Genomic DNA, 13,739 nt, shown 5'->3' on the forward strand with positions numbered 1-13,739 from the left:
CTCAACCTTTCTCAGGCAAGGCTACCAGATGAGTCTCGGAAATTGATTTTAATGGATAAGCCATGCCTTCTTCATCAAAATAATTCCGGTGCGCTTGTTCATATTCCTTGCTTACTGATTTTCTGAATTCCGTCTGCTTTTCTCTCTGTTTCGGATCAATATCAGGAATGGCGGCAATGAGTCGTTTGGTATAAATATGCTGAGGATTGTCAAAAATATCTTTAGCAGTCCCTTGCTCCACATGTCGTCCTTTATACATAATCCCTATATGATCGCACATATGCCTGATGATCCCGAGATCATGACTGATAAATAGAAAAGTAAGATTCAGCTCTTTTTGAATGTCCTGCATGAAGTTAAGCACCTGTGCCTGTACTGAGACATCTAGCGCAGATACCGGCTCGTCAGCAATAATAAGTTTTGGCTTGAGTGCAATTGCTCTGGCAATTCCGATCCGCTGCCGCTGGCCGCCAGAAAATTCATGCGGATATTTCAGGATGTTCTCAGGACTTAAGCCTACTTGTAAAAGCAATTCCTGCACCCGGCGTTTTTCTTCCCCTGGAGACATTTTTTCGAAATTACGCAACGGTTCTGCAATAATATCGAGTACACGCTTCTTAGGATTTAAGGAAGAGTACGGATCCTGAAAGATCATCTGAATGTCTTTGCGGACATTTCTTTGCTTTCGTACACCCCTCAAGGCCAAATCTTGCCCTTCAAAAATCACGCTGCCGCTAGTAATAGAATTAAGACCTATAATCGCGCGACCCGTTGTCGTCTTTCCGGAACCAGATTCACCAACCAGACCATAGGTTTGCCCAGCTTCAATGGTAAAATTAACATTATCGACAGCCTTAACTACGCCAACTTCCCTTCGAAAAACACCGCCGTGGATCGGAAAATGTACTGCTAAATTTTTAACCTCAAGAAGTCCCATTGTGGATTGCCTCCTCGTTAGTATCAGGGAAATGGAAATTGTTATAACAGGTGCAGCGAACGAAATGTCCGGGTGCGACTTCATGCAGCTGTGGGTTCTCCTCATGCTCCGATTCAGGAATCCAAGGCGTCCGTGCCGAGAAACGGCAGCCCTTACGCGGAAGGTTTTGCAGTGGTGGAACAATCCCCTGAATCACATGCAACCTGGATTTTTCTTCTTTTGCCGTTGGAATGGAGTTTAATAAGGATCTCGTATATGGATGTTTCGGATTAGACGTCAACGTAAAAATATCTGCGATTTCGACGATTTGTCCGGCATACATCACCGCAACACGGTCAGCCATTTCGCTTACAACCCCTAAGTCATGAGTGATTAAGATAATGCCTGCTTCCATATCGTTTTTTAATTTTTTAATAAGTTCAAGGATTTGTAATTGGATAGTCACATCTAGTGCTGTGGTAGGCTCGTCGGCGATCAAAAGCTTGGGTCCATTGGCTATCGCAATGGCGATAACCACCCGCTGCCTCATGCCACCGGATAATTCGTGGGGGTATTGCTGATATGTATGCTCGGGACGGGAAATTCCAACCTTGGTCAAAAGATCAATGACCTTCTCTTTTCGCTGTTTCTTAGAAAGCTTGGAATCATGTAGGATAAGTACTTCTTCAATCTGTGAACCGATGATCATTAGCGGGTTTAAAGCGGATAAAGGATCTTGAAAAATCATAGACATTTCTTGGCCGCGCAGCTTGTTTAGTGCAGCAGGAGACATAGTAACGATGTCCTGGCCCTTGTATTTGATTTGTCCGTCAATTCTGGCTCTGGTATGCAGCCCCATAATGGAAAAGGCGAGCGCACTTTTTCCTGAACCAGATTCTCCAACGATAGCCAGAATTTCATTTTTGCGAACAGACAGGGTAACATCATCAACCGCAGCATAATAGTCGTCTGCAATTCTGAACGATGTCGACAAATTTTTGATTTCTAGTAGTTCTTCGCCCATATTCATCACCCTAACGACAAGGATTTCAAAATTAACACAATGAAAATATTATGTAAATTTTGATATAAATAGTGTTGATTTTCATGAAACATTTTGAAATAACCAATGTGATGATAATTAACACTGTTAAGAATACTACCAGTAGTTCAATCGGAAATAAAAATGAACATCTCGTAACTTTGTAGTTCATTTTAATTAACTTATGGTAAATTATCAATCTTTTCCTATAAAAAATTTTCAATCGATGTGATTAAAAGTAACGTAGGCAACAAAAAAACGGCTCTAGGCCGCCTTTTTTTGGGAATTATTTAGTTCGACTGAAAGTTAAAATCTTTGGCTTTCCAGCATGAAATTGGAAGGTATTACAGTCGCTAGCTGCTCACTGCTCCCGCCGAAGCTTTTGATTATGACGAATCTTAATCTCATTGCCTTGCTCAGTAGCTTGATAAAAAACATGCTGAGAAATCTCCTTAGGCAAATACTCTTGCTTCACATAATGCCCCGGAAAATTGTGCGGATATTGATATCCTTCATGCCCTAACGCAGTTGCACCTTTATAGTGCGTATCACGCAGATGCAGCGGTACCTCCGCTGATTTGATCTCATCCATACTTGCCATTGCATTGGAAATAGCCATAACCACAGCATTAGACTTCGGACTTTCCACTGCAAAAAGAATAGCTTGGGCAATGTTCAGCTTCGCCTCTGGCCAACCATTGTTTCGATACGCATCCAGCGCACTCACCGCTTGAACCATAGCTTGGGGATTAGCCAAGCCGATATCCTCACTGCTGGCTGCAATCAGGCGCCGAATAAAAGTCATAGGGTCCATTCCAAGCTTTTCTACCGCATACAGAAACCAAAACAACGCGGCGTCGCTGGAACCACGAATACTTTTATGAAAAGCGGATAGCACATCATACTGCGTAGATTCATCAGCCTTCACAATGGGGCGCCGAATGGATTCCTCCGCCACCTCCAGCGTGATATGAACACTTCCATCAACTTGCGGCGCGGTAGTCAGGGCTGCCAGCTCCAGCGCGTTTAGTGCCCGCCGGATGTCTCCATTAGCCATTGTTGCAATATGCAACAAAGCCTCCTCATCGACCTGAAGCTCCATAAATCCAAGACCTTTCTCTTTGTCCGCCAAGGCTCTGCGCATCGCGATCAAGCTGTGTTCACTCGTTAATGCCTCCAGCTGAAATAAGGTGGAGCGGCTCATAAGCGCCCCATTAACATAATGGAACGGGTTCTCTGTAGTCGCTCCAATGAAGGTAATAGTCCCTTTTTCTACTGCTGGCAAAAGCGCATCCTGGCGTGAGCTATTAAATCGATGCACCTCGTCCAGGAACAGGATCGTCTTAGTGCCGTACAATGTTTGATTGTTCTGAGCTCGCTCAATAACCTCCCGTACATCCTTCACGGTAGCTTCCACCGCATTCAGACGTACGAACTCTCCTTGCGTGTGATGAGAAATAATATGCGCGAGTGTCGTCTTGCCGCATCCCGGGGGGCCATAGAGCAAAATCGAAGAGACTTGATCCGCCTCAATCGCTCTTCGCAGCAGCTTCCCCCGACCTATGATATGCTCTTGACCAATATATTCATCAAGATTCTCCGGTCTCATCCGGTCCGCAAGCAGCCGTCCGCCCCCGGTGTCCTCTCCGAAAGAAAATAAATCCATAACTCCACTTCCTTGCTATATTCTTGTAAAAGCTCAATGTAAATCCTCTCTATCATACCATATCACAGGGAAGGATTAGGATGCCCTGCCGGGTCAAGGTAACAGTATCAGCATAGACTTATTTTACGCCAAAATAAAAAGAGCATGATCTCGTCTTAGAAAGGCGGGAGCCATGCTCTTTTTTCAAAATATAAGAAAGTATAGGTTTCACGCTACACTTTATCCTTATGATTTCTCGCATAACGCTTACCGTCCTTATAAGGACACCAGAGGCGTTTATGCTTGAATTGCAAGCTAGCAATTTACTGCCAGCCGCATTTTTGATATGATTTTACGAATGCTTTCTTCCGATAGATGGTACTTCTTCTGAAGTTCCGCTACGGAATCACCGCTTCGATGACAACTGAAAATTTCCTTGTTCCGGTTCGCTATTTCTTTCCTCGAACCGCTGTTCTCGCCCCATCGAACCCGCTCTTCCGTCTTCTTTGGGATGTAGAGCAGTTCACCTTGGATGTATCCCTGAAGCTCTTCGAGCAAGCCAGGGGGGAGCACATCCTTCCCATTTACATAACTCAACTTGCATTTCCTCCTTCAACAGGTGTGTCCCTATGCGTCGGTCAACTAAGTTTTTAGTTATAATCACGTCACCTGCCTCCTTTCTTCTCCTCATATTTGGAAAAATCCGTAATTTCATTATATAAAAACCTTTTGGTAGCGTCTACATTCGATTTCATAAATTTCGTTCTTATGGATAAGTGTGGTACTTCTTATGTTAGTAATAAGGAGGCCGTAAGGCCTCCTCGCTTTAAGCAGGTTTCCGTCTTAAACGGAAACCACCTCGTATACTGAAATCATTTCAATCAGCCTCCTTCCAGAAGTGTTCTTGCCCGGCCGGACACTTATTATTAAGCCATACCTATGGGGGAGTTACAAGACCAAGAACAGTTATAACCATTCTCCACCAATCTTACTCTCCCTCAGAATCGCTTCCAGCCGCCGTTTGCACATAGGAAGGAACTTCCCCATTATGGAGCAGCCACAGCTCATGGAGAGCACGTGTACAGCCGACATACATCAGCTTCGCGTCCCAAGCCGTCGCTCCGTAATGGTCTTGATCGGCATCTGCTAAGATCACCGCATCGAACTCCAAACCTTTTGATAAATAGACAGGCAGCACCGATAACCCGCCCTGATATTGCGTCATACTGCCATCAATCAGATGAATATCTTCAAAATGCTGTGCCAGCTCCGCATATAGTTCTGCAGCCTCATGAAGATTTCTTGTTAGGACAGCCACCGTACGGTATTCCCTTCCTGACAGAGACTTCAGTGCAGAGGTTATTGTCCGCAAGCGAGCTTGCTCATCAGCCACCAGTTCCCCGGCATCCTCGCCATAGGCGATCATACGCACGGGATCTCCACTACGAAACACAGGAACAGCCAGCAATGAGCTCTCCACACCTGAAGATAGAATTCCATTAGCGAAGTCTATAATTTCCATAGTAGAACGATAGCTGCGTGTCAGCGCGTGATAAGCCGTGTTCTCAGGGGCAAACAACGTCTGCATCTCTTCCCACGCGTGTACGCCTTTATAGGCATGTATGCCCTGCGAGAGATCACCCAGGATCGTAAAGGAATGGCCTCGCACATATAAATCCAGAACGGCAATTTGGAAAGGTGAAAAATCCTGAGCCTCATCGATTACTACATGGTCAAAGCGAGTAACGCCCTCATCACCATTCAAAAGATAATGGATATACAGCAGCGGAGGTAAATCCTCTTCACGTATGATGCCTTTTTTCAGCTCTTTTGCCGTTTCCTTCAACACAGCTGCAGGAATTTCCTCTGGCGGTTCAACCGGCCAATCCTCAGGAAGTTTAGCTGCTCGGAAAATTTGCTTATAGATCGTTAATGGATCATATTTAGGCCATTTGGCACTATAAGCCTTCTCTCGCTGCGCGCCTTTTTTCTTGCGATCCTTCATAGCAGCAGCTGACGGACTCTTCTTCAGTTCCATCTCAATCCAGCGATGAATCCGCGCCATTACCCGTTCCTTGCGCTTGGCTGGAGGATAGGGAGCATACTCCTCATTATGCCAGCGCAAAATCATAGAACGGCGTAGCACCGCACCCTCCCACGGGCTAAAATCACCCTCAGGTACAGAGCTGCTTTCTAATAGCTCGATGCTGGAATCTATGATTCCCATCAGCACCGTGGAACCCTTGAAGCGCCCTGGTGTCTCTTCTGTAATTACCGGCATGCCGCCAGGGGTTTCGAACCAGCGGTTCATCGTCTCTGTCGCATCCTGTTCCGGCAATTCCAGTCCTAGTACATTAGCCGCCCAATCCGGAAATGTACTTTGAGCAATATTACCTACCCCGAGCTCAGGCAATACGTCCGAGATGTAATCCAAAAACATCCGGTTTGGTGCAAAAATGATCATTTTTTCCGCAGAAACCTGATCCTTGTATTGATACAGCAGAAAAGCAAGCCTGTGCAGTGCAACGGTTGTTTTACCGCTTCCTGCCACGCCCTGAATGATTAGCGCTGTATTTTTGGCAGCACGGATAATCTTGTCCTGCTCCTCTTGAATGGTCGATACGATATCCCGTAGACGATTATCCTTGTTCTCCCCAAGTCGATAGACGAGAAACTCATCTGATACAATCGGTGCATCGCTTTCCCGATTGTACGTATCCGCGACCCGCTCCAGAATTTGCTTCCGAATCACCACGTTGCGTTTGAGGTATACCAGCCCCTCTATCAATCCCTCAGGAGCTTCATAGGTGGCTGGCTCCGTACCGCCGGTAAACGAATAAAACAGGCTTGCTACCGGTGCGCGCCAGTCGATGACTAGCGGACGGTCGCTTACCTGCTCACGGTCTACGCCGATTTTGCCTATATAGAGTGCCTTCCGTTCATTCTCATCATTGCCTTGAAAATCAAGCCGTCCGAAATAAGGCTCCTGCCTAAGCTTAGCAAGATCTTTGCGCTTCTGATCACGATTCGCTTCCAGCACCTGTTCCGTATAGTCATGTCCCGTGTACACTGGTGTCTGCTGGAGCTTCTCCAGCAAAGTGTCAATTTCAGTAAGCGCTTGATTCAGCCTGTCTTCTTCCTCTTGATAGGCACTTTGAAAGTTGTCTTCCAATTTCAGTTACCTCCTAAAAGTTTATCGAGCTTAAATTTTCATGCTCCTACGCCCATTTCTCACGCAAAAGGATACCCATTGTAGCACAATCAGCACTTAAATACCAAATCTTTCAAATGATTTGACTAAACTTATAAGTTCTCCAACCTAAAGCACTTTGGTGCACCTTAGCATGCACAAGCGCCGAATGTTTGGGACAAACCAAAGGCTTTTTTGCCTTTGGTTTCAGCGTTCGCACGCATTTAGCTCCGAGCAGAGGCTTTTTTGCCTTTGATTTCGGCGTCTAGGCACATTTATCTCGAATCAGAAGCATTTTCGCCTCTGTTTTCAGCGTTCGCACACATTTAGCTCCGATCAAAGGCATTTTTGCCTTTGATTTCGACGTCCAGGCACATTTAGCTTCCATCTACGGTATTTATACCTTTGTTTTCGTCGTCTACGCGCATTTAGCTCCAATCTACGGTATTTATCCCTTTGATTTCGGCGCTTCCACGCATTTAGCTCCAATCAACGGTATTTTTCCCTCTGTTTTCGACGCTTCCACGCATTTGGCTCGAATCAACGGTATTTTTCCCTCTGTTTTCGACGCTTCCACGCATTTGGCTCGAATCAACGGTATTTTTCCCTCTGTTTTCGGCGTTCGCTCGCATTTCGCTCCGATCAAAGGCATTTTTGTCTTTGATTTCGACGTCCAGGCACATTTAGCTCGCATCAGAGGCATTTTCGCCTCTGTTTTCGGCGTTCGCACACATTTAGCTCCGATCAAAGGCATTTTTGCCTTTGATTTCGACGTCCAGGCACATTTAGCTCGCATCAGAGGCATTTTCGCCTCTGTTTTCGGCGTTCGCTCGCATTTTGCTCCAATCAGAGGCATTTTTGCCTTTAATTTCGACGTCCAGGCACATTTAGCTTCCATCTACGGTATTTTTCCCTTTGTTTTCGAGGCTTCCACACATTTAGCCCCATTCAACGGTATTTATCCCGTAGATTTCGTCGTCTACACGCATTTAGCTCCAATCAGCCGCATTTATCCCTCTGTTTTCGACGTCTACGCACATTTGACTCCAATCAGCGGCACACGCATTTACCTCTTTGATTTCAACGCGGGCTAATAGAGCTAATAAGTGTGTAACAGGTCCCTCGCAATCAAAGAAACCGGATGCCGCACTATAGCACAGCCTGCAAAATAAAGTTAGCCACAAACAAACCAGCAATTCCATACAACGCAGGTGGCACTTCCTTCCCTTTGCCCAGCGCCAGCTTCACAATTGGGTAGGTAATAAAACCAAAAGCCATACCGTCCACGATGCTATAGGTGAATGGAATCATAACCATGATTAGAAAAGACGGGAACAGCTCGGTCAAATCACTTAAGTCCATCTCACGCACATTTTGTACCATTAGTCCGCCGATCACAATCAGGATCGGTGCGATCGCACTGTCGGGAATATAGGATAACAGCGGTAGGAATAAGAAGGTCGCCCCGAATAGAAGCCCTGTTACCAGCGAGGTGAGACCCGAACGCCCGCCCGCAGCTATTCCTGCATTAGATTCTGCAGCGGCCACGACCGGACTGCTTCCGAAAAGACCTGCGGCGATATTAGCAAGCGAGAGCGCACGCAGGCTGCTTTTGAAGCGTTCTGGACGGCCTGCCATCATCGTCTGCGAGGCTACAAGACCGATATTTTCAAATACAACGATTAACAATAACAGGAATACAGCAATCCAGAACACCAGGCTCACAATGCCGCTCCAGTCCATTCCGAAAAATAGGCCGCCATAACCTGAGAATACATGCCCTGAGGCCTGTTTTTCCGGTGCATGTGCAGCTCCCAGCAGGTAGGCAAGTCCTGTACCGACCAGCATACTTATCAGCAGGCCTCCGTTAGTTCCCCGGATAAATAACACTAAAGCCAGCAATAAAGTCACACAGGATGTAATAACTGCAGGATCACTAAAATGTCCTATGGCAACAAAAGTAGTCTGATGGGCAATCACTATCCCACTCTTTTGCAGCCCTATAAAGGTCAGAAACAGCCCTATACCGACTGTAATGGCATGCTGCAGGTTTTGGGGAATTGCCTCACTAAGAATACGATAAAGTGATGTAAAGGCCACGATAGCGAATAACACGCCTGTTATAACGACTACAGTAAGCGCCTCTCTCCAGTCCAGTTTCATGGAATGAACAAGCGTATAAGTGAAAAATGCGTTAATCCCCATCCCGGGAACCACGATGATAGGCGTCTTCCCGCCAAAAGCCATCAGCAGACAGCCGGTAATTGCGGTCAACAGTGTAGCCACCATTGCCGGTCTAAGCGGCATCCCCGCGTCATGGAGAATCGTCGCATTCACCATAACAATATAAACTGAAGCAAAATAGGAGAGAATCCCTGCAGCCCATTCCCGTTTCCAGTCATTCTCAGGCGCAAGCCCCACACTATTTCGCCAAAAATTCGATTTCATGTACAAAAACCTCCACTGATATTAAGTTCCGCAGGCGGATATTACCCGGATTATAAATCTAATAATCAGCCGTTCATCCCGGTTCAGCTATTATGCCTATTTGTGGCCTGCTTCTTGCAGAACCCGCCTGTTTAACGACAACAAAAGGGCGTACGCAGCCGGATTCCAGCTACTCGCCCTTTTGTCCATTACTCTAATCCTATAACTATAATTGAAACAGCCTCAGCTCAGCGATTCACTTACAAGCTGACGCCTCCAGCCTCAAGCAAGTCACGCACGGCAACGCTGACCATAATTAGGCCGGCTACCGGTGGAACAAATGAATTGCTGGCTGGCGGTTGTTTCGCTTTACGTCGATCCGGCGCATTCTCCGGAACAATCTTGTCCGTAACATCCTGACGTGGCTTCATTGGCGGCTCCGTAGAGAAAACCACCTTCACGCCTTTCTTAATCCCATCCTTACGCAGCTTCTGGCGAATGACCCGGGCAATCGGATCATACGTTGTTTTGGAAATGTCCGCTACCTGGAATCTTGTAGGATCCATTTTGTTGGCAGCGCCCATGCTTGAGATCATAGGAATTCCACGTGCCAGACATTCTTTAATCAAATGGACCTTGTAGATAATCGTATCCGAGGCATCAATCACATAATCCGGTTTCAGCTTGAACAGTTCCTCATAGGTTTCTTCCGTATAGAACATGTTCAGCGCAATCGCTTCACATTCCGGATTAATCAGCTTCACACGGTCTACCATCAGTTCGGCCTTCTTTTGCCCAACCGTTGTAGTAAGTGCGTGGATCTGCCGATTCACATTGGTAATGTCGACGGAATCCTTATCAATCAGAATCAGTCTGCCGATCCCGCTACGAGCCAATGCCTCAACAGCCATACCGCCAACACCGCCGATACCAAGTACCGCTACTGTGCTGTTCTTCATAATCTCCAGACCTTCCGGTCCGATCGCCAGTTCCGTACGTGAGAACTGATGCAGCATGAGGTCAGCCTCCTTCAAAAGCTATGGCGAAGCAGAAATCTGCCTTGCCCGCTTTATTTAATTATTCTTTTTCTTTCTTTGGTTTAAGAGCCAGCTTAATATGCAGTTGCTCCAATTGTGAACCGTCTACTGGTGCAGGTGCATCCATAAGCAGGTCCGTTGCACTTGCCGTTTTCGGGAATGCGATGGTTTCGCGTAGATTTGTACGACCCGCCAGCAGCATAATTAGACGATCTAAACCGAAGGCAATACCACCATGTGGAGGTGTACCATATTCGAACGCATCCATCAGGTAACCAAATTTCTCGTAAGCAACCTCATCTGAGAAGCCGAGAGCTTGGAACATTTTTTCCTGTACTTCACGTTTGTAAATCCGCATGGAGCCGCCGCCTACTTCATAACCGTTCAGAACGATATCGTAGGCTTGTGCACGAATTGCACCTGGATCTGTGTCGAACAGATGAAGATCCTCTTCACGTGGACGAGTGAACGGATGGTGTTCTGCTACATAACGTTTCTGATCTTCATCATAACCAAGCAATGGGAAGTCAGTCACCCAAGCGAACTTGAACACGTTATCGTCGATCAGACCCAGCTGACGTCCGATTTTGACACGAAGGGCACCTAGAACGTCCGCTACAACCTTTTTGGTATCAGCGGAGAACAACAGTAGGTCGCCTTCTTCAGCGCCTGTACGCTCCTTCACAGCGGCAATTTCTTCTTCAGTGAAGAATTTGACAATCGGCCCTTTGAACTCGCCGTCTTTCACTTGAATCCAAGCCAAACCTTTCGCTCCATAACGCGCAGCATAAGGTCCGAGATCATCGATTTCTTTACGAGTCCAAGTCCCACAGCCTTTAGCATTTAGACATTTCACTTCTCCGCCTTTTTCGATCACGGAAGCGAATACCTTTACGCCACTTGTGGCAACAATATCGTTCATTTCTACAAGCTCTAATCCAAAACGCAGGTCAGGTTTGTCTGAACCGTATTTGCCCATAGCCTCAGCATAAGTCAAACGTTGGAATGGAAGCTGAATATCCGCTCCTACAGTTTCTTTAAACAAACGCTGCATCAGGTTCTCCATCATGCCAAGCAGCTCATCCTGAGACAGGAATGAAGTCTCGATGTCCACTTGTGTAAATTCCGGCTGACGGTCAGCACGCAAATCTTCATCACGGAAACAACGAGCAATTTGATAATAGCGTTCAATGCCACCCACCATCAATAACTGCTTGTAGATTTGTGGAGATTGTGGCAATGCGAAAAATTCGCCTTCATGCACACGGCTTGGCACCAAATAATCACGAGCACCTTCCGGTGAGCTCTTAGTTAGGATTGGCGTCTCTACGTCAATAAATCCTTCACTGTCAAGGAAATCGCGGAAAATCTTAGAAGCTTTCGAGCGTAGCAACAGCGTTTTTTGCATTTCTGGACGACGCAGATCCAGGTAACGATATTTCAGGCGAAGAGATTCGTCTACTTCCACTCCATCTTCGATGAAGAATGGAGGAGTCTTAGCAGCGTTCAGCACTTCGATGTCTGTAATTTGAACTTCAATCTCACCTGTTGGCAGATTGCGGTTAATGGTTTCTTCATCACGTTTAACCACTTTTCCTTTGACAGCCAAAACATACTCACTGCGAACCTTATCCGCAATTTGCAGTGCTTCGCCGGAGTAGTCCGGGTTGAATACAACTTGCACAATACCGCTTCTGTCACGCAGGTCAATAAAAAGTACGCCCCCAAGGTCGCGGCGGGTCTGGACCCATCCGTTCAAGGTTACCGTTTGTCCAATATGTTCTGGTGTTAATTGCCCACAGTTATGACTTCTTTGCATAATTCACCATTCCCCTTTTTATTTAAAAATACATTTCTACTTAAAAAGTCTTCTTCTATACCAACGCCTGAGCCAGCTCTTCGAGCTTCACAGTCTGCTGTTCCCCTGTGCTCATCGACTTCAGCGCAATTACACCATTCTTCAGCTCGTCTTCGCCAAGAATCGCAGTATAACGTGCCGACATACGGTCAGCTGACTTCATCTGCGCCTTCATCTTCCGGCCGAGGTAGTCGCGTTCTGCCGAGAACCCTTGGCTACGCAGAAAGTATAGCTGCTTGGAGATTTCAATGTCAGCCTCTTCGCCAAGAGCTACAAAATACACATCCAGTGGCTTCGCAGTCTCCAGCTCTACCTTCTGATCTTCCAGAATAAGAAGAATACGCTCCAGCCCGATCCCAAAACCAATACCCGGTTGATCCGGTCCACCGATTTCTTCAACCAAACCGTTGTAACGGCCTCCGCCGCCTACGGTATCAATAGAGCCAATGCCAGCTGCTTTATATTCAAACGCAGTATGCGTGTAATAATCCAAACCACGTACAAGACGAGGATTAATCGTGAACTCCACACCCATGATGTCGAGATGCATCTTAACCTTCTCAAAATGAGTTATGCATTCATCATCCAAACTGTCCAAAATGGAAGGCGCATCTGTAAATTTATCCTGATCCACCTTGCAATCCAGCACACGAAGCGGATTACGCTCGATTCGACGCTGACAGTCACTGCAGAGGTTATCCTTCATCGGTCTAAGGAATCCCAGCAGCTTCTCCCGGTAAGCCGCACGGCTTGGTGCATTACCCACGGAATTAAGCTCCACTCTTACATCCTTAAGACCTAGATCCTTATAGAATTGATAGCCCATAGAGATTACTTCTGCATCAATAGCCGGATCCACGGCCCCAAACGCCTCAATCCCAAACTGATGGAACTGGCGATATCTTCCGGCCTGCGGACGCTCATAACGGAACATAGGTCCGATATAATACAGCTTGCTTACATCAGGTTCACCGTATAGCTTGTTCTGAACGTAAGCCCGCACGACACCAGCCGTTCCTTCTGGACGAAGAGCCAAATCACGGTCGCCTTTGTCCTTGAACGTATACATTTCACCTTCCACGATATCCGTTGTTTCGCCTACTCCACGTTCGAATAACCCTGTGTGCTCAAACATAGGTGTGCGAATTTCCCGGTAGTTAAAACGGCGGCATAAATCTCTGGCCTTCCCCTCAATATACTGCCATTTCTCCACAGCACCCGGAAGCACGTCCTGCGTTCCTGTTGGTTTCTCGAATCTTTCTTTAGCCACAGTCTATCCCTCCTAAAAAATAACCCCTCTAAAGCTGTTCTCTTCATCTGTTTCTATTGCAGAAAAAGCAAAAAATCCCTCGCCCTGTTTTATAAAAAAACAGGGACGAGGGATTATCATAACCAATAATACACCACGTGGTACCACCCACATTCCGGATCAGTAAAAATATACTGAAGCCGCTCAAAGCGGTTAACGCCCGCCTACGCGTAAACGGCTACTGATCGCGGCAATCAACATTGCCCACTTTCGCCGTACGTTCTCGGGGAGGTCATTCATTCGCTCATCAACAGAATCCTTGCAGCCAAGCGATACCGGTTCATCATCCACTTAAGTAGATGTCATCCGAATCGA

11 protein-coding genes are annotated in these 13,739 nt (G+C 46.6%); 1 reads left to right on the plus strand and 10 read right to left on the minus strand.

Going from position 1 to position 13,739, the window contains the following annotated elements; all coding sequences use genetic code 11:
• Nucleotide 1: 1 nt before the first annotated feature.
• The 5 genes from NST25_RS24195 to NST25_RS24215 form a co-directional block, all read right to left on the minus strand.
• The gene (locus tag NST25_RS24195; protein ID WP_036677615.1) at nucleotides 2-937 is read right to left on the minus strand and encodes an ATP-binding cassette domain-containing protein; all 936 of its coding nucleotides are present in this window, start codon (nucleotides 935-937) and stop codon (nucleotides 2-4) included.
• On the minus strand, nucleotides 924-1,940 hold the full coding sequence (locus tag NST25_RS24200) for an ABC transporter ATP-binding protein (protein WP_076129669.1): 1,017 nt from the start codon (nucleotides 1,938-1,940) through the stop codon (nucleotides 924-926). Before NST25_RS24200 ends, NST25_RS24195 begins: the two co-directional genes overlap by 14 nt.
• 379 nt (nucleotides 1,941-2,319) lie before the next feature.
• Nucleotides 2,320-3,624, minus strand: a complete 1,305-nt coding sequence (locus tag NST25_RS24205; protein ID WP_076281197.1) for a replication-associated recombination protein A — start codon at nucleotides 3,622-3,624, stop codon at nucleotides 2,320-2,322.
• Between the two features lie 294 nt (nucleotides 3,625-3,918).
• Nucleotides 3,919-4,200, minus strand: coding sequence for a CD3324 family protein (locus NST25_RS24210; RefSeq protein WP_076129667.1), 282 nt, complete (start codon nucleotides 4,198-4,200; stop codon nucleotides 3,919-3,921).
• 391 nt (nucleotides 4,201-4,591) lie between these two features.
• A complete protein-coding gene (locus NST25_RS24215; protein WP_340392654.1) occupies nucleotides 4,592-6,775 on the minus strand; it encodes a UvrD-helicase domain-containing protein in 2,184 nt (727 codons plus the stop codon).
• Nucleotides 6,776-7,323: 548 nt separating this feature from the next.
• Between NST25_RS24215 and NST25_RS24220 the strand changes: the two genes are divergently transcribed.
• On the plus strand, nucleotides 7,324-7,887 hold the full coding sequence (locus NST25_RS24220) for a hypothetical protein (protein ID WP_340392656.1): 564 nt from the start codon (nucleotides 7,324-7,326) through the stop codon (nucleotides 7,885-7,887).
• 55 nt (nucleotides 7,888-7,942) lie between these two features.
• On the opposite strand, the gene NST25_RS24225 is transcribed toward NST25_RS24220, so the two are convergent.
• The 5 genes from NST25_RS24225 to NST25_RS24245 all read right to left on the minus strand — a co-directional run bounded on the left by NST25_RS24225 (nucleotide 7,943) and on the right by NST25_RS24245 (nucleotide 13,715).
• A complete protein-coding gene (locus NST25_RS24225; protein WP_036677630.1) occupies nucleotides 7,943-9,241 on the minus strand; it encodes an NCS2 family permease in 1,299 nt (432 codons plus the stop codon).
• Nucleotides 9,242-9,480: 239 nt separating this feature from the next.
• A complete protein-coding gene (locus NST25_RS24230) occupies nucleotides 9,481-10,236 on the minus strand; it encodes a tRNA threonylcarbamoyladenosine dehydratase (RefSeq protein ID WP_076130395.1) in 756 nt (251 codons plus the stop codon).
• Nucleotides 10,237-10,297: 61 nt separating this feature from the next.
• Entirely contained in the window at nucleotides 10,298-12,076 is a 1,779-nt protein-coding gene (aspS, locus tag NST25_RS24235; protein WP_076130396.1) for an aspartate--tRNA ligase, read from the minus strand.
• 55 nt (nucleotides 12,077-12,131) lie between these two features.
• A complete protein-coding gene (gene hisS, locus NST25_RS24240) occupies nucleotides 12,132-13,385 on the minus strand; it encodes a histidine--tRNA ligase (protein ID WP_036677635.1) in 1,254 nt (417 codons plus the stop codon).
• A gap of 192 nt (nucleotides 13,386-13,577) precedes the next feature.
• Nucleotides 13,578-13,715, minus strand: a complete 138-nt coding sequence (locus tag NST25_RS24245) for a hypothetical protein (protein ID WP_175617365.1) — start codon at nucleotides 13,713-13,715, stop codon at nucleotides 13,578-13,580.
• Between the last annotated feature and the right edge of the window lie 24 nt (nucleotides 13,716-13,739).

Origin of the sequence: Paenibacillus sp. FSL E2-0190 (assembly GCF_037992965.1) — a bacterium.
GTDB lineage: Bacteria > Bacillota > Bacilli > Paenibacillales > Paenibacillaceae > Paenibacillus_AQ > Paenibacillus_AQ odorifer.

Coding starts and splice junctions, on each gene's coding strand:
- NST25_RS24195 (WP_036677615.1), bottom strand. CDS start 937: ATGGGACTTCTTGAGGTTAAAAATTTAGCAGTACATTTTCCGATCCAC.
- NST25_RS24200 (WP_076129669.1), bottom strand. CDS start 1,940: ATGGGCGAAGAACTACTAGAAATCAAAAATTTGTCGACATCGTTCAGA.
- NST25_RS24205 (WP_076281197.1), bottom strand. CDS start 3,624: ATGGATTTATTTTCTTTCGGAGAGGACACCGGGGGCGGACGGCTGCTT.
- NST25_RS24225 (WP_036677630.1), bottom strand. CDS start 9,241: ATGAAATCGAATTTTTGGCGAAATAGTGTGGGGCTTGCGCCTGAGAAT.
- NST25_RS24230 (WP_076130395.1), bottom strand. CDS start 10,236: ATGCTGCATCAGTTCTCACGTACGGAACTGGCGATCGGACCGGAAGGT.
- aspS (WP_076130396.1), bottom strand. CDS start 12,076: ATGCAAAGAAGTCATAACTGTGGGCAATTAACACCAGAACATATTGGA.